This is a genomic window from Streptosporangium sp. NPDC002721, assembly GCF_042888905.1.
Lineage (GTDB): Bacteria > Actinomycetota > Actinomycetes > Streptosporangiales > Streptosporangiaceae > Streptosporangium.
On sequence record NZ_JBIAQI010000011.1, the window covers coordinates 265,387 to 284,320 of the forward strand.

At 71.1% G+C, this 18,934-nt stretch carries 18 protein-coding genes, 1 tRNA gene and 2 pseudogenes; 10 read left to right on the forward strand and 11 right to left on the reverse strand.

The window, feature by feature from the left end; translation table 11 throughout:
- Positions 1-207: 207 nt before the first annotated feature.
- Positions 208-438: pseudogene (gene tnpA / locus ACFYWM_RS18095) on the reverse strand (IS200/IS605 family transposase); the annotation flags it as partial.
- Here tnpA and ACFYWM_RS18100 point away from each other — a divergent pair.
- Both ACFYWM_RS18100 and ACFYWM_RS18105 read left to right on the forward strand, forming a co-directional pair.
- On the forward strand, positions 433-876 hold the full coding sequence (locus ACFYWM_RS18100; RefSeq protein WP_389916042.1) for an RNA-guided endonuclease InsQ/TnpB family protein: 444 nt from the start codon (positions 433-435) through the stop codon (positions 874-876). The pseudogene tnpA and the gene ACFYWM_RS18100 overlap by 6 nt on opposite strands.
- A gap of 206 nt (positions 877-1,082) precedes the next feature.
- Positions 1,083-1,385 (forward strand): hypothetical protein, encoded by a 303-nt coding sequence (locus ACFYWM_RS18105; RefSeq protein ID WP_389915903.1) that lies wholly within the window; start codon positions 1,083-1,085, stop codon positions 1,383-1,385.
- On the opposite strand, the gene ACFYWM_RS18110 is transcribed toward ACFYWM_RS18105, so the two are convergent.
- Both ACFYWM_RS18110 and ACFYWM_RS18115 read right to left on the reverse strand, forming a co-directional pair.
- The gene (locus ACFYWM_RS18110) at positions 1,322-2,212 is read right to left on the reverse strand and encodes an NAD(P)-dependent oxidoreductase (RefSeq protein ID WP_389915905.1); all 891 of its coding nucleotides are present in this window, start codon (positions 2,210-2,212) and stop codon (positions 1,322-1,324) included. The two genes, ACFYWM_RS18105 and ACFYWM_RS18110, sit on opposite strands and share 64 nt — an antisense overlap.
- Before the next feature lie 3 nt (positions 2,213-2,215).
- A complete protein-coding gene (locus ACFYWM_RS18115) occupies positions 2,216-3,268 on the reverse strand; it encodes an NAD(P)-dependent oxidoreductase (protein ID WP_389915908.1) in 1,053 nt (350 codons plus the stop codon).
- 188 nt (positions 3,269-3,456) lie between these two features.
- Between ACFYWM_RS18115 and ACFYWM_RS18120 the strand changes: the two genes are divergently transcribed.
- Both ACFYWM_RS18120 and ACFYWM_RS18125 read left to right on the forward strand, forming a co-directional pair.
- Positions 3,457-3,792, forward strand: a complete 336-nt coding sequence (locus ACFYWM_RS18120; protein WP_389915911.1) for a winged helix-turn-helix transcriptional regulator — start codon at positions 3,457-3,459, stop codon at positions 3,790-3,792.
- Between the two features lie 145 nt (positions 3,793-3,937).
- The gene (locus ACFYWM_RS18125; protein WP_389915913.1) at positions 3,938-5,116 is read left to right on the forward strand and encodes a serine hydrolase domain-containing protein; all 1,179 of its coding nucleotides are present in this window, start codon (positions 3,938-3,940) and stop codon (positions 5,114-5,116) included.
- 767 nt (positions 5,117-5,883) lie between these two features.
- On the opposite strand, the pseudogene ACFYWM_RS18130 reads toward ACFYWM_RS18125, so the two are convergent.
- Positions 5,884-6,531: pseudogene (locus ACFYWM_RS18130) on the reverse strand (hypothetical protein); the annotation flags it as partial.
- A 137-nt stretch (positions 6,532-6,668) separates the two neighbouring features.
- A tRNA-Lys gene (locus ACFYWM_RS18135) sits at positions 6,669-6,742 on the reverse strand.
- A 137-nt stretch (positions 6,743-6,879) separates the two neighbouring features.
- Between ACFYWM_RS18135 and ACFYWM_RS18140 the strand changes: the two genes are divergently transcribed.
- On the forward strand, positions 6,880-7,731 hold the full coding sequence (locus tag ACFYWM_RS18140; protein WP_389915915.1) for an AAA family ATPase: 852 nt from the start codon (positions 6,880-6,882) through the stop codon (positions 7,729-7,731).
- Between the two features lie 127 nt (positions 7,732-7,858).
- The gene (locus ACFYWM_RS18145; RefSeq protein WP_389915918.1) at positions 7,859-9,220 is read left to right on the forward strand and encodes a VWA domain-containing protein; all 1,362 of its coding nucleotides are present in this window, start codon (positions 7,859-7,861) and stop codon (positions 9,218-9,220) included.
- Positions 9,221-9,294: 74 nt separating this feature from the next.
- On the opposite strand, the gene ACFYWM_RS18150 is transcribed toward ACFYWM_RS18145, so the two are convergent.
- Positions 9,295-10,032, reverse strand: a complete 738-nt coding sequence (locus ACFYWM_RS18150) for a nuclease-related domain-containing protein (protein WP_389915920.1) — start codon at positions 10,030-10,032, stop codon at positions 9,295-9,297.
- A 226-nt stretch (positions 10,033-10,258) separates the two neighbouring features.
- Between ACFYWM_RS18150 and ACFYWM_RS18155 the strand changes: the two genes are divergently transcribed.
- The gene (locus tag ACFYWM_RS18155) at positions 10,259-10,861 is read left to right on the forward strand and encodes a TetR/AcrR family transcriptional regulator (protein WP_389915923.1); all 603 of its coding nucleotides are present in this window, start codon (positions 10,259-10,261) and stop codon (positions 10,859-10,861) included.
- Positions 10,862-10,967: 106 nt separating this feature from the next.
- On the opposite strand, the gene ACFYWM_RS18160 is transcribed toward ACFYWM_RS18155, so the two are convergent.
- The 3 genes from ACFYWM_RS18160 to ACFYWM_RS18170 form a co-directional block, all read right to left on the reverse strand.
- Entirely contained in the window at positions 10,968-12,062 is a 1,095-nt protein-coding gene (locus ACFYWM_RS18160; RefSeq protein ID WP_389915926.1) for an acyl-CoA dehydrogenase family protein, read from the reverse strand.
- Positions 12,059-13,279 (reverse strand): acyl-CoA dehydrogenase family protein, encoded by a 1,221-nt coding sequence (locus tag ACFYWM_RS18165; protein ID WP_389915929.1) that lies wholly within the window; start codon positions 13,277-13,279, stop codon positions 12,059-12,061. The genes ACFYWM_RS18160 and ACFYWM_RS18165 overlap by 4 nt, the downstream gene beginning before the upstream one ends.
- A 69-nt stretch (positions 13,280-13,348) precedes the next feature.
- Positions 13,349-14,551, reverse strand: coding sequence for an acyl-CoA dehydrogenase family protein (locus ACFYWM_RS18170; protein ID WP_389915932.1), 1,203 nt, complete (start codon positions 14,549-14,551; stop codon positions 13,349-13,351).
- Positions 14,552-14,627: 76 nt separating this feature from the next.
- Between ACFYWM_RS18170 and ACFYWM_RS18175 the strand changes: the two genes are divergently transcribed.
- Together ACFYWM_RS18175 and ACFYWM_RS18180 are read left to right on the forward strand one after the other, a co-directional pair.
- Positions 14,628-15,224 (forward strand): YdeI family protein, encoded by a 597-nt coding sequence (locus ACFYWM_RS18175; RefSeq protein ID WP_389915935.1) that lies wholly within the window; start codon positions 14,628-14,630, stop codon positions 15,222-15,224.
- 44 nt (positions 15,225-15,268) lie between these two features.
- Positions 15,269-15,856, forward strand: coding sequence for a GNAT family N-acetyltransferase (locus ACFYWM_RS18180; RefSeq protein WP_389915938.1), 588 nt, complete (start codon positions 15,269-15,271; stop codon positions 15,854-15,856).
- Positions 15,857-15,952: 96 nt separating this feature from the next.
- Here ACFYWM_RS18180 and ACFYWM_RS18185 read toward each other — a convergent pair whose 3' ends face one another.
- Positions 15,953-16,528 (reverse strand): TetR/AcrR family transcriptional regulator, encoded by a 576-nt coding sequence (locus ACFYWM_RS18185; protein WP_389915942.1) that lies wholly within the window; start codon positions 16,526-16,528, stop codon positions 15,953-15,955.
- 73 nt (positions 16,529-16,601) lie between these two features.
- Here ACFYWM_RS18185 and ACFYWM_RS18190 point away from each other — a divergent pair, with 73 nt between their 5' ends.
- Positions 16,602-17,864, forward strand: a complete 1,263-nt coding sequence (locus ACFYWM_RS18190; RefSeq protein ID WP_389915945.1) for an FAD-dependent oxidoreductase — start codon at positions 16,602-16,604, stop codon at positions 17,862-17,864.
- Between the two features lie 19 nt (positions 17,865-17,883).
- On the opposite strand, the gene ACFYWM_RS18195 is transcribed toward ACFYWM_RS18190, so the two are convergent.
- A complete protein-coding gene (locus ACFYWM_RS18195; protein WP_389915948.1) occupies positions 17,884-18,744 on the reverse strand; it encodes a DMT family transporter in 861 nt (286 codons plus the stop codon).
- Between the last annotated feature and the right edge of the window lie 190 nt (positions 18,745-18,934).

Genomic DNA, 18,934 nt, shown 5'->3' on the forward strand with positions numbered 1-18,934 from the left:
TCGACTCCCCGGCGCACGCCACCACGACCAGGCGCGTTACCCATAAGTCACGAATCTTCGTAACGTAATTCTGCAAGATTTCGAGCACAATGCGCAATATATTTACTAGAAGACAGCAGGCGCTCACTCGAATGCGGGTCAGCGCTCTGGACTTCAGGCCGGGGGTGAAGACCCGCGCGGGAAGGCCCTCCGGGGCCTGAGCGTGCCCTAAGCTGGGCGGTTTTGCTGCTCGATGTACTGATGCAAGAGGCTGATCGGTGCCCCACCCACCGACTCGGCGAAGCAGGAGCCCGACCACAGCTTGTTCGCCCGGTAGTAGTGGCGAGCCAGCTCGGGAAACTCGGTGCGCATTCTGCGAGAGGAGACGTCCCCGAGGGAGTTGACGAGTTTGGACAGGGCGACCTTAGGGGGAAGGTTCACCAGCAAGTGGACGTGATCACTTCGGCGAACCGAGCCAAGGCCACGCTCAAGGTTGCCAAGACGCACGCCAAGGTGACCGATACGCGCAAAGACTGGGCACACAAGCTTTCCACCACGTTGATCAGCGAAAACCAAGCTGTGTATGTGGAGGATCTCGCGGTGTCGGCTCTGGCGCGCACAAAACTGGCCACGTCGGTGCTGGATGCGGGCTGGTCACAGTTTGTAGCCATGCTGGAGTACAAAGCCGCGAGAAGCGGCCGGCACTTCGCCAAGATCAACCGGTGGTTCCCGTCATCGAAGCTGTGCGCGGCGTGCGGGATCATCGCCACCTCGATGCCGCTTAACGTACGGTCGTGGACGTGCACCTGTGGTGCCGCTCACGACCGGGATGTCAACGCCGCGATCAACATTCTCGCCGCCGGGCAGGCGGAGAGGCTAAACGACTGTGGAGCGTAGATAAGACCGGGACCTGTTCCGGCACCGCGCGAAGAAGCAGGAACCTACCCGAAGCCGCACACACGGCAGACGGGAATCTCTGTCCTTTAGGGCGGAGTGAATGTCAATGCTTCTACAACGACATCAGGTTCGACGCCGCGGCCCCGCCCGCCGGGCGCCACCTGTCCCCGGCGGAGTACGAGGCCCTGCGGAGCGAGACGGAGCTGGTGGAGCCGCCCCACGACACCGACCAGAAGGGGGCGACGTTCTTCCTGTACGTCCACGAACTGTCCGAGCGCGCGGTGCTCACCCTGTGCGCGGACCTGCGCTTCCTCGGGCCGAGGAAGCCTTCCGGCTTCCTCCTGGACCTGGAGTGGCTGGCCGTCGAGGCGCTCCGCACGGACGCCGGGCCGCCCCTGCTCGCCGAGGCGCTGGCGAGACGGTGGTCCTCTCCCGGACCGGAAGGTCACGGTGCCGGTACGGGCCTCCCGAGCACCTCCGCCAGGCGCGAGAAGCCGTCACCGCCCTGACCCGCCTCGACGGCCCGCCGGGCGACGGCCTGGGCGGCGCTCAGCACGCCGGTGTCGATGCCCCGGGTCCGGGCCGCGTGGATGATGTGCTCCATACCCGCGACGGCCGACAGGATGGTGGACTCGTCGCCCGGGTGGGCGCCGCCGTCGAGGTTCTCCGCGAACTCGTCGATGATCTCGGGGAGCAGGGCGCCGATCCCCTTGGCGAGCGGGGCGAGGTCCCTCGGCGCGATGTCCTCGGCGGCGGCCAGGGCGAAGGCGTGGGCGAGGCCGCTCATGGAGGTCCAGAAGAGGTCGAGCAGGGCCACGTCGTGCGCCGCCGCCCGTCCCGGGTCCGCGCCCAGGTAGGTGGAGGTGCCGCCCAGACTCTCCAACGTCGGGAGGTGGGCCCGGTGGACCTCTTCCGCCCCGCTGTACAGGACGACGGCCGCCGGTCCCCCGATGGTCGGCGTCGGGGTCATGATGGCCCCGTCGAGATAGCCGATGCCGCGCTCGGCGGCCCAGGCCGCCATCAGGCGGGCGCGTTCCGGCGTGTCGGCGGTGAGGTTGACCAGGGCACGGCCCTTCAGCGCGTCGGCGGCGGGGTCGACGACCGCCTGTACGGCGTCGTAGTCGATCACGCAGACGATCGTCAGCGGGCTCGCCGCGACCGCGTCGGCGACCGTGTCCGCACGGGTCGCCCCCCGGGAGACGAGGTCCCCGGCCCTGGCGGCCGTCCGGTTCCACACTGTCGTGGGATGGCCCTGCGTGAGGAACGCCCCGGCGAGCGCCCGGCCCATCGGTCCCAGGCCGAGGACCGTCACCGGGGTGGGGTGGTCGTGGGTCATGTCCTACTCCGATCCGAGGTCGTTCGACCGGGCGTCGGCACCCCTCGCGGGGTCGGCGGCCTTCGCGGGGTCGGCAGTCGTCGTAAGGTCCGCCGCCTTCGCGGGGGCCGCGACCTTCGCGGGGGCCGTGTGGAACAGCAGGTCGATCAGGGCCGAGAGGTCGTCGCCGCCCCGGTTCGCGGCGACCCCCCGGTGGAGGAGAGCCCCCATGGGTTCCAGCAGCTCGGTGCTGACGGCCTGGTCCCTGCCGGTGTCCAGCAGGTTGACGAAGCCCGCCGCCTGCATGCCCAGGTTGGAGGCGGTGGCGGAGTGGTCGTTCGCGTCGTACGCCTTCGCCATCTCGGGAAGGCTGGTGAGCATGGCGTCGAGCCACGAGACCACCAGCGGCGTGAACTCCGTCGCCGGGACCTTCTCGGAACCGACCATGGCGACGGCCTGGAAGAAGCCGCCGAACATCCCGTACATGGCGCTGAGCAGCGCGATGTCGTACAGCGACGCCCGGCCCGCGTCCTCGCCCAGGTAGCTGACGGCGCCCAGCGCCGACAGGGTTCCCTCGTACGCGGTGAACGCCCCGGACGATCCGCTGCAGAGGACGAGAGATCCAGGATTCCCGATCATCGGGGGCACCGCCATGATGCCGCCGTCCAGATAGTCCGCTCCCCGCGCGGACGCCCATCGGGCCAGTTCACGCGCCTGGCGGGGCGTGCCGTTGGTGAGGTTCACCAGGGTCCGGCCCGCCAGGAGACCGGTCGCGGTGCCGAAGGTGCCGGAGCCCTCGGCGGTGTCGGAGCCCTCGGCGGCATCGGAGCCCTCGGCGGCATCGGCCCCCTCGGGAGCGCCGAGGACCTTGCGGACCGCGTCGTAGTCCAGCACGCAGACCACGACGACCGGGCTCGCGGCGATCGCCTCGGCGGCGGTGGCCGCCTCGGTCGCGCCCCGCTCGACGAGCTCCCCGCCCTTCCCGGCGGTACGGTTCCACACGGTCGTGGGATGACCGTTGTCCAGGAAGGCCCCGGCCAGCGCCCTGCCCATCGCCCCCAGGCCGATGACTGTCACCGGCGGGCGATCGTCGATATCCATTTATCCCCCAATTTCATGCGATGTCGGCATACGAAGGTCCCGGTCCCGGGTCCTTTCTTTCGTGACCCCGGCCGGGACGTTTCGATGCTGGCGCTCCGCTGAAATTTCCTCAAGTACCTACTATTTTGTCAGGTACTAACCTTTTTGTAAGTATGGGGAGCGGAATGAAGAAACGGACCTACTCGTGCGGGCTCGACGCCGCCGTGGACGTCGTGGGCGGCAAGTGGAAGGCGCTGATCCTGTGGGCGCTGCACGGCGGGGCCCTCCGGTTCGGGGAGCTGAGCCGGAACGTCTCGGGCATCAGCGAGAAGATGCTGATCCAGCAGCTCCGGGAGATGGAGTCGTACGGCCTGGTGCACCGCGAGGTCTATCACCAGGTCCCGCCGAAGGTGGAGTACTCGCTGACCGAGTTCGGCCACTCGCTCAACACCGCGCTCATTCCGCTCGGCGACTGGGGCGAGATCCACATGGAGACCATCGAGGCCATCCCCCGCTCCTGAGCGCCGGTGGAGCGGCGCCCGGGAGCTCAGCGGCCCGAGGTAGTACTGGCTGTACCAGAAGGCTCCAGCCCGTGGGATCGAAGTGATGATCGCCCCGGCGACATGCTTCAGGGGTCGGCAAGTGACCCGCTAACAAGGAGTCCCGGTGTACAAGCCCTCCTCCCGTTCCCGCTCCCGCTTCCTCGCCTGCGGGCTCGCCTCGATGATCGCCGTCGGCACCGTCGCCGCGCCGGTCACGGCATCGGCATCGGCATCGGCATCGGTCTCGGCGCCCGCCACCGATGTCCCGCCCCTGCAGAAGGCGCTGGACGACCTCGTCAAGAAGGACGATTTCCCCGGCGCGCTCGCGACGGTGCACGGGAGCGACGGCGAGGCGCGCTACTACACCGCGGGCGTCGGCGACCTGAAGACCCGGAGCGAAGTGCCCGCCGACGGGCGGGTCCGCATCGCCAGCAACACCAAGATGTACACCGCCACCGTCGTCCTGCAGCTCGTCGGCGAGGGAAAGGTCGAGCTGGACGAGCCCATCGAGAAGTACCTGCCCGGACTGGTCCGGGGCAGGGCCGGCGACGGCCGTAGGATCACGGTCCGCCAGATCCTCCAGCACACCAGCGGCCTGCCCGACTACGACGACGCCCTCTTCGCCGACTTCGACGGCTTCCTGCGGAAGTACTGGAAGCCGCGGGAGGTGGTGGACCTCGCCCTGAAGCGGAAGGCGCTGTTCAAGCCCGGCAAGGGCTGGGGCTACAGCAACACCAACTACGTGCTGGCCGGCATGATCGTGGAGAAGGTCACCGGCCGCCCGGTCGGTCGCGAGATCACCGACCGGATCATCAAGCGCGTCGGGCTGCGCGACACCTACTGGCCCAGGGCCCGCGACAAGGGCATCCGCGGCCCCCACCCGCGCGGCTACTTCGCGACCAAGCCCTCCGAGCCGTGGGTCGACGTCACCAGGTTCGACCCCTCGTCCGGGTGGGCCGCCGGCCAGCTGATCGGCAGCCCCGGCGACCTCAACCGCTTCATGCTCGCGCTGCTGGGCGGCGAGCTGCTCGAACCGGCCCAGCTGGCGGAGATGAAGAAGACCGTCGCGGCCCCCGGCTCCGACACCGTCGGCGGCGGCCGCTACGGCCTGGGCCTGGCCACCTTCAAGCTGAGCTGCGGCGGCTTCGCCTGGACCCACGGCGGGAACGCCCCCGGCTACACCACCCGCAACGCGGTGACCAGGGACGGCAGGGCCGCGGCCGTCGCCGTCACCGCCCTGCCCGTCACCCTGGCGGGCGCCAGGAACGTGGAGAAGGCCCTCGACACCGCCCTGTGCAAGTGAGCCCTCCGCCGGAGGTTCGACGTCCTCAGAACGGGGGTTCGTCGGCGGGCACTCCGGCCACCCAGCCGGTCTCCGGGGGGCTCGGGCCCGCGCTGGAGGACCGCCACGGCGTCCTTGACGCGGCCGAGCTCCACGAGATGGCGGGCCAGGAGGCCGCTGTCGGCGTCCGGGTTCCGTTCGAGGAGGGCGACCGCCTCCTCGGTGCGTCCGGCGCCGGCCAGCAGGCCGGCGATGGAGCGGACCGCCCACCAGGAGTCGCTCTCGGGATGGGCGGCCGCCTGCTCGACGGCCTCCTCGCTCCGGCCGCACGCGACCATCAGGGAGAGCCGCATCCTGAAGAAGTCCCAGTCTTCCCCGCCACAGCGCGCCTTGAGGGTGTCGAGGTAGGCCAGGCCGTCCTCGGGACGACCCTGGTCGGCGTACAGGGTGCACAGCGTGTGGACGATCCAGTCCTCGGCCCCGCCCGGCGAGTCCGCGAGCGCCCGCATCGCCTCGATCGCCTCCTCGGACCGGCCGTGCCTCGCCAGGAGTCCCGCGAGAAGCACCGTCCCGTGGCACCGGCAGAACTCCGGCCCCCTCGGCCACCGGTACACGGCGACCGCGCCCTCCACGTCACCGCGCTCCTCCAGGACCTCCGCGAGACGCTGCGCGGCGTGCCAGCGGGGGTCGGCCACCGCGTACGCCCGCAGCTCCGCGATCCGGTCGTGCCTGGCCAGCAGGTCGGCCAGCTGGTCACGGTTGTCGACCGAGGTGTCCTCCCGGGTACGGAGCAGCGCGACCGCCTCGTCGACCCGCCCCTGGCGCTCCAGGATCTCGGCGAGCAACTCGACGGCGTTGAAGGGTTCGACGCCGCGACGGCACGACGACGGGTCATCGTCTCGCCCGGCCTCGACGCGGGCGGCCAGCAGCGCGGCGGCCTCCTCGTCCCGGCCCGTGACCCCGGCGACGTCGACCAGGGCGGCGGCGAGGAAGAAGTCGTCCACGTACGGACGGAGCATGACGAACGCCTCGTCGCCCCGACCGTGCCGGGCGAGCAGCCGCGCGTAGAAGTCCAGCGCCACCCTGTCGCCGGCCTCCGCGCCCGGACGGGCGAGCGCGATCGCCTCCTCCGCCCTCCCCCACTCCTCCAGCAGCCCGGCCACGGTCCGGGAGGCCTTCCGCCAGCCCGTGGCGACGTACGGGGCGAACACCTCCAGCGCCTCCTCGCGCCGGCCCCGCTCCGCGAGCAGCCGGGCCTGCTCCCGGGCGCAGAACCACTCCCCGCGCCCGGCCTGGAACTCGACCTCCGCCACGTGACCGAGCTCGACCAGCCGGGAGACCAGGTCGGGGGGAACGCAGCCGGAGAGCGTCCGGACCCGATAGTCAAGATCGGCGGCATCCATGACACCGCACCCTAGCCCCGCCGTCTCCGGCATGATCGGGCTTTTCACGATGATCGCCGGTGTGGCGGGGTGTCGGGGTCGACACAGGGGACGAACCCGCGCGGGAACGAGAGGCCGGAAGCGCCGACAGCGCACCGGCGGGAACCACCGGTGCGCTGTCGGACGTGCTGTGCGCCGCCAGGGACTCGAACCCCGGACCCGCTGATTAAGAGTCAGCTGCTCTAACCAACTGAGCTAGCGGCGCTTGAAGCCCTTGAAGAATAGCGCACATCGGGCGGCGCCCCGAAATCGGCGACGGCCCCCGGCCGGCGGTGGCCGCGAGGTGAAGACGATCACCGGCTAAGCTAGAACAACATTCGGTCCTGTACTGGGAGCACGCATATGTGGTTCGCCTCACCGAGCGACGCCGGCGAGCGGCTCGACGCCGCCGGCTACCTCCCCGACGACTCCATCTCGACCTCGGTCTTCCTGGCCGGAGCACTCGGCAAGCCACTCCTCGCCGAGGGCCCCGCGGGGGTGGGCAAGACCCAGCTCGCCAAGGCCGTGGCGGCGACGACCGGGGCCCGGCTGGTCAGGTTGCAGTGCTACGAAGGACTGGACGAGGCCAGGGCGCTGTACGAGTGGAACTACAAGAAGCAGCTGCTGCGCATCCAGGCCGGGCAGGGCGAGGGCTGGGACACCACGCACGACGACATCTTCACCGAGGAGTTCCTGCTGGAGCGGCCGCTGCTCGCGGCGATCCGGTCGGAGACGCCGGTGGTCCTGCTGATCGACGAGATCGACAAGGCCGACGTGGAGGTGGAGGGGCTGCTGCTGGAGATCCTGTCCGACTACCAGGTCACGATCCCCGAACTCGGCACGATCGCCGCCGTACGGAAGCCGTACGTGGTGCTCACCTCCAACGCGACCCGCGAGCTCTCCGAGGCGCTGAAGCGGCGCTGCCTCTACCTGCACCTGGAGTACCCGACGCCGGAGCGCGAGCGCGACATCGTGCTGGCCCAGGTGCCCGCGATCGAGGCGAGCCTGGCCGAGCAGCTCGCCCGCACGGTCGCCACCCTGCGCTCCCTGGAGCTGAAGAAGTCGCCCTCGATCGCCGAGACGATCGACTGGGCCAACACCCTGCTCGCCCTGGGCAGGACCGAGCTCGACGAGGCGGCGATCGGGGCCACCCTCGGCGTCGTCCTCAAGCACGCCTCCGACCAGACCCGGGCCCGCAAGGAACTGGCGCTGTGACCGGCCTCCTCGGCGGCCCCCCGGCCGGCCCCGCGCGGAGCGCCGTGACCGACCCCGCGCGGAGCGCCGTCGGGAGCGCCGCGACCGGCGTTCCGGGCGGCCCGGCCAGGGGGACGGGAGGCCGGGGGTGAGCCTGCTCGACCGGCACGTGGGGTTCGTGCACGCGCTGCGAGAGGCCGGGCTGCCGGTGTCTCCGGCCGAGGGGCTGGACGCGGCCAGGGCGCTGGTGATGATCGACCTGGCCGAGCGGGAGTCGCTGCGGGCCGCGTACGCCGCGACGCTGGTCAAGCGGCCCTCGCACCGGCCCGGCTTCGACACGCTGTTCGACCTGTGGTTCCCCGCCTCGACGACCGAGCTGCGGATCTCACGCCCGGACGAGCCCGGCCTGCCGGACCTGGAGACCGCGGAGGTCTCCGAGCTGCGCGACCGGCTGGCCGGGCTGCTGCTGGGCGCCGAGGGGATGAACGAGTTCGCGCGGGCGATGGTGGAGCGCTTCGGCCGCCAGCCCGCGGGCCCCGGCAGGCAGAACTGGTTCTCCTACCCGGTGATGCGGGCGCTCTCCCCCGAGACGCTCATGGCGCGGCTGCTCGCCGAGGTCCTCGCGGGCCGGGAGCGCGGCGGGCTGGCGGAGAGGGTCGCCCGGCAGCGCGTCGGCGAGAACACCAGGCGCTTCGAGGACGCCGTCTCCGGCGAGGTGCGCCGCCGGATCGCCGAGGACTCCGGGATCGAGCGGATCGCCCGCTCCGCGGTACGCCCGCCGCTCGAACAGCTCGACTTCCTGCGGATCACCAAGGCCGACCTGGCCAGGCTCCGCCGGGAGGTCCACCCGCTCGCCCGCCGTCTCGCCGCCCGGCTCACGGTCAAGCACCGGCTCGGCCACCGTGGCCGCCTCGACTTCCGCAGGACCGTACGGGCCTCGCTGTCCAGCGGCGGGGTGCCGCTCACCACCTTCAACAGGCCGCGCCGCCCGCACAAGCCCGAGCTGGTCATCCTCTGCGACACCAGCGACTCGGTCGCCTCCTTCGCGCACTTCACCCTGCTGCTGACGTACGCGCTGCGCGAGCAGTTCACCAAGGTCCGGGCGTTCGGGTTCGTGGACACGGTGGACGAGATCACCCGGTTCTTCGTACCGGGTGCCGACGTGGTGGAGGCGATGACCCGGCTGACGGGGGAGGCCGACATGGTGCGGTTCGGCCGGACCAACTACGGCCACGCGCTGGAGAGGTTCGTCGAGCGCTACGGCGACGCCATCGGGCCGAGGACGTCCCTGCTCATCCTGGGCGACGCCCGGTCCAACTACCAGCCGCCCGCGCTGGAGACGCTGAGGCGGCTGGCCGGGGGCGCCCGGCACGCCTACTGGCTCAACCCGGAGCCGACCGCCCAGTGGGACAGCGGCGACTCGCTGGCGACGGCGTACGGCGGGATCGTGCCGATGTACGAGTGCCGGAACGCCGCGCAGCTGGCGGCCTTCATCGAGGAGCTCGTCTGAGGAACAGGACCGGTCGAAAGAGGTCAGGCGGTAGGAAGAGGGGGGCAGGCTGCAGGACCGGGCACCGGGCGCAATCAGCTCATGCGGCGCAGCACCCGGGCGGCGGTCCTGACCAGGACCTCCACCTGGGCGTCGTCGAAGTCGGCCCGCGGCCCCTTCTGGATCCAGCGCGCGACCAGGCGGGGCTTGAGGAGGGTGAGCCCCTCCGCGGTGACCGACCGCCTGATCTCGCCGCCGTGCACGGCGATCAGGGGCTCGATGGTGATGGGGATGCCCGACTCGCGGGAGAGGACCTCGGCCAGCGACTCGGAGACCTCGACGAGCGCCTTGGCCACCTTGGTGCCGTACTTCTCGCCCAGGAACAGCCGGTCCCCGTAGCGGGCGATCTCGGTGTCGGGGTCCCACGCCTCGTTGTCGACCACCCAGACGCCGCCGGGGCCGATGACGAGGTGGTCGACCGACGCCTTGCCCGGCATGGCCCGGCCTTCGAGGATGTGGTAGCCGTCCTTGCGGAGCCTGCGGCGGAGCAGCTTGCCGGTGATGGTCTCGCCCCGGCGCCTGCCGCGCCAGACGGCGGTGGCGTCGTACTCCCGCCAGGTCAGGAACGCGTCCCCGGCGGCGACGAGCAGGGCGCCCAGCAGGCCGAGGATCGGCGGCGACAGGTTGAACCGGTAGGCGAGCGCGACTCCCACGGCCAGGCCGACCACCGCCTTGACCGCGCGCATCTTCCGGCGCTGGGCGGCTTCCTTGATCCAGAACTGCTCGTACATGACCTGCGGTGACAGGCCGTGGACCTGGTCGACTGGAGTCACGTAGATAGATCCGCCCGGCATAGCGGAACCCCCATGGCTAGAACGGTCGGCAAGGATCGTGAGGGGGGACCTGCCACGCTGAAGATCCTCTGTCCATGAAATACCCAATCGGGGGCTCCAGCTATCTCTGGAGCGCGAAGGTGACGCAAGTAACACGCATTCGCCAGCCGCCAGCGAAACAACCGACCAGTCGGTATGCTATTCCCCACCACACCATGGGGGAAGCATGACTCACGACCAGGAGCCGGTAAGACAACGCCTGCTCAGCGAGGCCACCCGCCTGTTCGCCGAGCGGGGCTTCGAGAGCACGTCGGTGCAGGAGGTCGTCTCGGCGGCCGGCGTCACCAAGGGCGCCATGTACCACTACTTCGACTCCAAGGACGACCTGCTCCACGAGATCTACGGGCGGGTGCTGCGCCTGCAGATGGAGCGGCTCACCCACTTCGCCGACGGCCCGGGGCCGGTGGCCACGCGCCTGCACTCCGCCGCCGCGGACGTCGTCACGACCACGGTGGAGAACCTGGACGACTCCAAGATCTTCTTCCGTTCGATGCACCTGCTCGCGCCCGACACCCGCAAGGTCGTCCGCGCCGAGCGGCGCAACTATCACGAGCGCTTCCGCGACCTGGTCACCGAAGGGCAGCGCGAGGGCACCTTCAGGAGCGACGTCCCCGCGGACATCGTCGTCGACTTCTTCTTCGGCTCCGTCCACCACCTGGGCACCTGGTACAGCGCGGAGGGCGCGCTCTCCGGCCCCGAGCTGGGGGCGCACTTCGCCGACCTGCTCCTCACCTCGCTGCGACCGGATCCGCCGACGTCCCCCGCGTGACTCTCCGCGTGACCCTCCGCCCGAGCGGGGCGGAGGGGCACGCGGTCAGGGATCAGACGGTCAAGGATCAGGCGGCCCAAAGATCAGACGGTCAGGGATCAGGCGGTCAGGCAGGAGCGGGCAGGTCCGCGAGGGCCGCCACGGCCTCCCGGTGGGCGCCGGGGGTGCCGAGCGCGATCTCGGCGGACTTGGCGCGCTTGAGATAGAGATGCACCGGGTGCTCCCAGGTCATCCCGATCCCTCCGTGAAGCTGGACGCTCTCCTCGGCGACGTGCACCGCCACCTCCGAGCACCAGGACGCGGCCACCGCCGCCGCCAGCCCGCGGTCCCGGACCGCCTCCTCCCCGGACGCGCCCGAGTCGGCGGCCAGCAGGTCGGCCGCGTTCCTCGCGGCGGCACGGGCCCGCACCACGTCCAGCCAGAGGTCGGCCATCCGGTGCTTGATCGCCTGGAAGGAGCCGACCGGCCGGGCGAACTGGTGGCGCTCCTTGATGTAGGAGAGCGTCGTGCCCAGACACCACTCGGCGACCCCGAGCTGCTCGGAGGCGAGCAGGCCGGCGCCGAAGCTCAGCACTTCCCGCGCGTCGAGCCTGCCGAGCGCAATACCGGGAGTGTCGGAGAACGTGACGGTGGCGACCGGCCGCGTCAGGTCGAGCGACGGCACCACGTCGACCCGGACATCCGCGGCCTCCACCCGGTAGAGCGCCGTCCCGACGGGCACGAGCAGCACGTCCGCCACGTCCGCGCCCGCCACCGCCCTGACCTCCCCGTTCAGGACCCCGTCCGTGACGGTGACGGTCTCCGGCAGCGGCCGGTACGGCGAGGCCGACAGCGGCACCGCGAGCGCCGCCGTCGTCTCCCCCGAGGCGAGCTCCTGGATCAGGTCCTCCTCGCCGACCTGCAGCAGGGCCTTCGTGGCGAGCACCGAGCTGGTGAGGAACGGCAGCGGCGCCACCGCCCGCCCCAGCTCCTCCAGCACCACCGCGACCTCCCGCGCCGACGCCCCCGCCCCGCCGTACTCCTCCGGCACGAGCAGACCCGCCACCCCGATGTCCCGGGACAGCGTCTTCCACAGGTCCATGTCGTACGGCGCCTCGGACTCGGCGCGCTTCAACACGGCGTCGGCCCCGCAACGGTCCGCGAGAAGATCCCGCACGGAGGCGCGCAGCTCCTCTTCGACCTCGGTGTACAGGAGGGTCATCGCGGAAGGTCCTTCCAGGGCACGTCCTTGTCGACGCGGGGTTCCGAGGGGAGGCCGAGCACGCGCTCGGCGATGATGTTGCGCAGGATCTCCGAGGTGCCGCCCTCGATGGAGTTGCCCTTGGCGCGGAGGTAGCGGTATCCGGGGCCCCGGCCGAAGAAGTCGACGCCGTCGGAGCGGCGGAAGGTCCAGTCGTCGTAGACCAGGCCCTCCTCCCCGCGCAGTTCCACGTCCAGCCCCGACAGGGCCTGGTTGAGGTCGGCGAAGGCGAGCTTCATGCCGGAACCCTCGGGTCCCGGCTGCCCGGCGGAGAGCTGCTCGCGCAGGCGCGTACCGGCCAGGCGGGTCACCTCCGCCTCCACCCACAGGCGCAGCAGGCGCTGGTGCAGGTCGTGGGTGCGGAGTTCGGGCCGGGAGCGCCAGGTGTCGGCGACCAGGCCGACCACGCCGCCGCCCCGCCGGACCGGCGCGCCGCCGATGGCGACCCGCTCGTTCATGAGCGTGGTCTGCGCGACCCGCCAGCCGTCGCCGACCTCCCCCAGCCGCAGGTCGTCACCGAGCCGTACGCCGGTGAGGAAGACCTCGTTGAACTCGGCCTCGCCGGTGATCTGCCGCAGCGGCCTGACCTCGACCCCGGGGGCGTGCATGTCGCACACGAAGTAGGTGAGCCCCCGGTGCTTGGGCACGTCCACGTCGGTCCTGGCGACCAGGATCGCCCACCGGGAGTGGTGGGCGCCGGAGGTCCACACCTTCTGCCCGTCCACCACCCACTCGTCGCCGTCCCTGACCGCGCGGGTGCCGAGCGTGGCCAGGTCGGAACCGGCGCCGGGCTCGCTGAAGAGCTGGCACCAGATCTCCTCGCCCGTCCACAGCGGGCGCAGGAACCGCTTCCGCTGCTCGTCGGTGCCGAACGTCAGGATCGTGGGCGCCGCCATCCCCAGCCCGATCGTCTGCACCCCGATGTTGAGCTGGGGCGTCCCCTCCAGCTCGCGCTCCACGACGCTCTGCAGCTCGCGCGCCGCTCCGAGCCCGCCCAGCCCCTCGGGGAAGTGCACCCAGGCCAGCCCGGCGTCGAACCTGGCCCGCAGGAACTCCAGCCGGTCCCCGGCGGGGTCGTGCCCGGCCAGGAACGCGGCAGCGCGCTCCCTGACCGCCTTCTCGTCCAGCGCCACGAACGCTCCCTTCGTCGATCTCCGTCGACCCTCGTCAACCTTCATCGGCCGTCATCGGTCCGCGCGCCCCTCCCGCTCTCCCGGGTGTACGGGGACGGCGGGAGCGGCGCCGGGTCACATGTGTTTCTTGAGCTCCCGGTAGGCCAGGGAGCGCTTGTGGACCTCGTCGGGCCCGTCTGCGAGCCGCAGCGAGCGCGCTCCCGCCCAGAGGCCGGCCAGCGGGAAGTCCTGGCTGACGCCTCCGGCGCCGTGGGACTGGATCGCCTTGTCCAGGATCCACTCCACGTCGCGCGGTGTGGCGATCTTGATGGCCTGGATCTCGGCGTGGGCGCCCCGGTTACCCACGGTGTCCATCAGCCAGGCGGTCTTCAGCACGAGCAGGCGGAGTTGCTCGATCCGCACCCGCGACTCGGCGATCCAGTCCTGGACGACACCCTGCTGGGCGATCGGCTTGCCGAACGCGTTCCGCGACAGGGTCCGGACGCACATCATCTCGACGGCCCGCTCGGCCATCCCGATCAGCCGCATGCAGTGGTGGATGCGGCCGGGCCCGAGGCGGGCCTGGGCGATCGCGAAGCCGCCGCCCTCCTCGCCGATCAGGTTGTCGACCGGCACCCTGACGTCCTCGAACACGATCTCGGCGTGCCCGCCGTGGTCGGAGTCGGAGTAGCCGAAGACGTGCATGCCCCGTTTGACGTGCATGCCGGGCGTGTCGCGCGGTATCAGGATCATCGACTGCTGCCGGTGCGAGGACGCCTCGGGGTCGGTCTTGCCCATCACGATGAAGATCCTGCAGTTGGGGTTCATCGCGCCGGAGGCGAACCACTTGCGGCCGTTGACGACGTACTCGGAGCCGTCCCTGACGATCGACAGCGCGATGTTCGTGGCGTCGGAGGACGCGGTGTCGGGCTCGGTCATCGCGAAGGCCGACCGGATCTCGCCGCGCAGCAGCGGCTCCAGCCACTCCTTGCGCTGCCACTCGCTGCCGAACATGGAGAGGACCTCCATGTTGCCGGTGTCGGGGGCCGCGCAGTTGGTCGCGGTCGGGGCGATCCTCGGCGAGCGGCCCATGATCTCGGCCAGCGGCGCGTACCGCAGGTTGGTCAGGCCCGCGCCGTGCTCGCCCGGCAGGAACAGGTTCCACAGGCCCCGCCTGCGCGCCTCCTCCTTGAGGTCCTCCATCAGCGGCGGGACGGCCCACCCGCTCTCGGCGGCCTGGGCCTCGAAGGCCTCCTCCGCCGGGTACACACACTCGTCCATGAAGCCGAGCAGCCGTCCCCGCAGCTCCTCGGTCTCGGCGTCGAACGCGAAATCCATGGACCCTCCTCACGGTCTCCCGTGAGGGTACCGACCGGCCGGTATGCCTGTCGACCGGCCCCCTATGCTCAACCTCATGGAGCCCGTCTTCTTCGCCACCCCCGGGGAGTTCCGCGCCTGGCTGGAGGCGTACCACGAGACCGAGACGCAACTGCTGGTCGGCTTCTTCAGGAAGGGGACCGGCCGCCCGAGCATGACCTGGCCCGAGTCCGTCGAGCAGGCGCTGTGCTTCGGCTGGATCGACGGCGTCCGCAGGACCCTCGACGCCGGGAGCTACAGCATCCGCTTCACACCGCGCAAGGCGCGTAGCACGTGGAGCGCGGTCAACATCGCCAAGGTCGCCGAGCTGACCGAGCGCGGCCTGATGCTTCCCGCGGGCCTGCTCGCCTTCGAGCGGCGGACCGAGGACAACTCGGTGGTCTACTCGCACGAGCGGGGGCAGGACGCCGCGCTGGACGAGGAGCAGGAGCGCCGCTTCCGGGCGGAGACGGCGGCGTGGGAGTGGTTCCAGGGCCAGCCGACCGGCTACCGCAGGACCGCGCTGCACTGGGTGACCACCGCGAAGCGGCCCGAGACGAGGGAGAGGCGTCTCACCCGGCTGATCGAGGATTCCGCGGCGGAACGCAGGCTCGCGCAGTTCGAGCGCCGAGTGGTCCCCGGGAACACCCCCTGAGTGGACCTTCGGACAGGTCCACCGGGGGCCCTAGGGTCGTCTCCATGACCGCGAAGATGCCCGCTCCCGTCACCCTCGAAGGCGAGACCGTACGGCTGGAGCCGCTCACCGGCGACCATGTCCCCGACCTGTTCGTGGCCGGTGGCGGCGACGACGAGGTGTGGCGCTGGATGCCCGCCCCGACCCCTCGCACCGAGGCCGAGCTGGCGGAGATCGCGGCGGGGCTGATCGAGGCGCCGGACCACGTGCCGTTCGCGGTGATCCTGAGAGAGGCCGGCCGCGTGGTCGGCTCGACCACCTACATCGACACCCCCGGGTACGCCGACAGCATCGAGATCGGCTGGACCTGGTACGGCAGGTCCGTGTGGCGCTCCGCGGTGAACACCGAGTGCAAGGTCCTGCTGATCGACCACGCCTTCGACAAGCTGGGCGTGAACCGGGTCCAGCTCAAGACCGACACCCTGAACGTCCGTTCCCAGAACGCGATCAGGCGCATCGGCGGCGTCGCCGAGGGCACCCTGCGCCGCCAGCGCCGCCGCGCCGACGGCACCTGGCGCGACACCGCCTATTTCAGCATCCTCGACGACGAGTGGCCCGCCCACCGCGCCCGCCTCACCGGCCTGCCCCGCTGAACCGGCCTACCGCCTCACCGGCCCGCACCGCTGAACCGCTCTCACCTCGCCGACCCGCACCGCTGAACCGCCGTACGATCTCACCGGCCTGCCTCTCTAGCCTTCGTGGCCGAGCATGCCGCGCAGGAGTTCCACGATCCCCAGGCGGAGGTCGTCGAGGGTCGGTTCCGCCCCGGCGCCGATGACGGCGTCGAACATCACCCCCTCGCCGAAGGCGACGAGCTGGCGCCCGTGCCGTACCGGGTCGGACGACCCCGCGGCCGAGAGGATCGAGACCGCGATCTCGCGGAAGCGCTGACCGGCCCTGTCGTAGATCGTGCGCAGCTCCGGGCGGCGGGTGGCCTCGAAGGCCAGTTCGTAGCGGGCGATCGTCTGCCGGCGGCCGGTGGTCAGCTGCGTCCAGAGCGCCCGGGCCGCCATCTGGGCGAGGGACTCGACCACGTCCGGTCCCGGCGGGCCGGCGAACGGCGTGAACGCGGCCGTCTCCAGCTGGGTGAGCCGCGCGAGGGTCAGCTCCAGGAGCGCGGACCGGGTGCGGGCCAGGTTGGAGGTCGACCCCGGCGGCAGTCCGGCCGCCTCGTCGACGGCCCGATGGGTCAGGCCACGCATTCCCCGTTCCGCCAGCAGGTTGATGGCGGTATCGGCGACAAGCTCCGCACGCTGGGACTTCACCCTTCGATACTACGCTTGTAGTTCAACTACAGGAGTAGTAATATCCACTACATCTGTAGTGAAGGAGAAGGTCATGGGAAGTGCGGCGGTCATCGGGGCGGGCATCGGCGGGCTGACGGCGGCGCTGGCGCTGCAGCGGCGGGGCTGGGACGTGACGGTGTTCGAGCGGGCGGCCTCCCTGGAGCCGGTCGGTTCGGGACTGGCCGTCGCCGCCAACGCGCTCAAGGCGCTCGACACGCTTGGGGCCGGTGACGAGATCCGCGAGCTGTCGGCGGTCCAGGGCACGAGCGGCATCCGGCGCTCCGACGGCGGGTGGCTGGTGAGGACGAGCGCGGAGGCCGCCTCGGCGCGCAACGGCGGCGACTCCGTCGTGCTGCTGCGCCGCGCGGACCTGGTCGACATCCTCTTCTCCCGCCTCGAACCCGGTACGGTCCGGCTGGACGCCAGGGTCTCGGGGGTCGACGCGGAGGACGGCCTGGTGACCTTCACCGGCGGGCAGGTGAAGGCGGACCTGGTGGTGGCGGCCGACGGCATCCACTCCCCGGTCAGGTCGGCGCTGTTCCCCGGCCACCCCGGCCCCCGCTACGCGGGCGTCACCAGCTGGCAGGTGCTCGTCCCCGCCGAGGGCGTCCCGGGCCAGGCGTACGAGAGCTGGGGGCGGGGCAAGGTCTTCGGCGTCATGCCACTGGCCGGGGGCACGTCCTACTGCTACGCCACCGACACCGTCCCGGCGGGCGGCGACGGCGGGGACCGGCTGGCCGAGCTGCGCCGGCTGTTCGGGGACTGGCACTCCCCGATCCCGGAGCTGCTCGCCGCGGCCTCACCGGAGAAGGTCCTGAGGAACGACATCCGCTACCTCGCCACCCCGCTGCCCGCCATGCACCGGGGCAGGGTCGCCCTGCTGGGTGACGCCGCGCACGCCATGACCCCCAACATGGGGCAGGGCGCCTGCCAGGCGATCGAGGACGCGGTGGTGCTGGCCCATGTGGTCGGCGACGGCGAGAGTCTCACCGGCGGCACCGGGACCGGCGGCGGAGGCGCCGTACCACCGGACGGGAGCGGCGGCCCGGCCGCCAGAAGCGGTGGAAACGGCGGAAACGACGCGAACGACGGGAAGAACCGGGACGACGTGCTGGCCGGTTACACCGCCGCGCGGCTGGAGCGTACGTCCAGGATCGTGGCCCGGTCGGCCGCCATCTGCCGCGTCACCCGGATGCGCGGCCCGCTGGCCGTGCGGCTGCGCGACGCGGCGATGGCGCTCAGTTGGCGGCTCGCCCCGTCGAGCATGAACGGCGCGATGGACGAGGTGTTCGGCTGGACACCACCCTCCACCTGACCCCGCGGCCGTCTCGCGGCTACCGCGCGACGCTCGCCGCCTCGCGTACCGGGGTGGAGGTCCCCTGGTCGGGGGAGAGCCGTCCCAGGGTGATCGTTCCCCAGACGAGCAGCGCGGCGGCGACGAGGGCGGGGATCACGTTCAGCCAGCCGGTGGGCACCGCCTCGTCGAGCAGGAGCGCGCCCGCGAGGATCGAGGTGATCGGGTCGACGATCTGGACGGCGGCGTAGGAGATGCCGAAGTAACCCACCTCGTAGGTCTTCTGCAGCAGCACGACCGCGCAGATGAGCAGCAGGGGGATGGCCAGCGCGAACCAGTTGAGCAGCGTGCTGAAGTCGCCGTCGAAGTTGCCGCCCACCACCCGGACGAAGGTGGAGACGCTGGCCGTCACCGCCCCCGCGCCGACCGACAGCACGAGCGCGTGGGCCGAGCCGGTCATCCTCCGGCCCAGCAGGTGGGTCACCAGCACGACCAGACCGACGCAGCCGAGGAAGCCCAGCGCCTCCTGGTTCGTCATGTGAGGTTTCACCGGGTGCGCGGGGACCAGCAGCAGCAACCCGAGCAGCCCGACGGCCACCGCGATCGAACCGACGATCTCCCCCTGGTGCGGGCGCCTGCCGTGCAGCATCGCCGCCAGCGGCACCGCGAACACCAGCGTCGCCACGCTGATCGGCTGCACCGCGATCAGCGGCGCGAAGCTGAGGGCGACGGCGTGCAGGGAGGCCCCGGTGAAACCGATGATGCCGCCGAGCCACCAGCGTGGCCGCTTCATCAGCTTCAGCGAGGCGCCCTCGGAGACCGCCTCGAACTGCTGGAGCGCGGCTCCCAGGGCATACCCCAGCGCACCGACCAGGGCGATCGATATCCCGACCCAGGTCATCGCCACCTCACATAACGGACGGGGCATCCGGAAAGAAGCGATTCACGGGTCATCCCGCAAGCTTAAGGCGCGCGGAGAACGGGTAGGGACCTCCGCCGATCTCCACGAGGTACGAAGAGGTGCCGGCGCAGGTACGACGCCTGCTCCGGACAGGAAACACCCTCACGAACCAGCAGTCCGCCCGGACGGG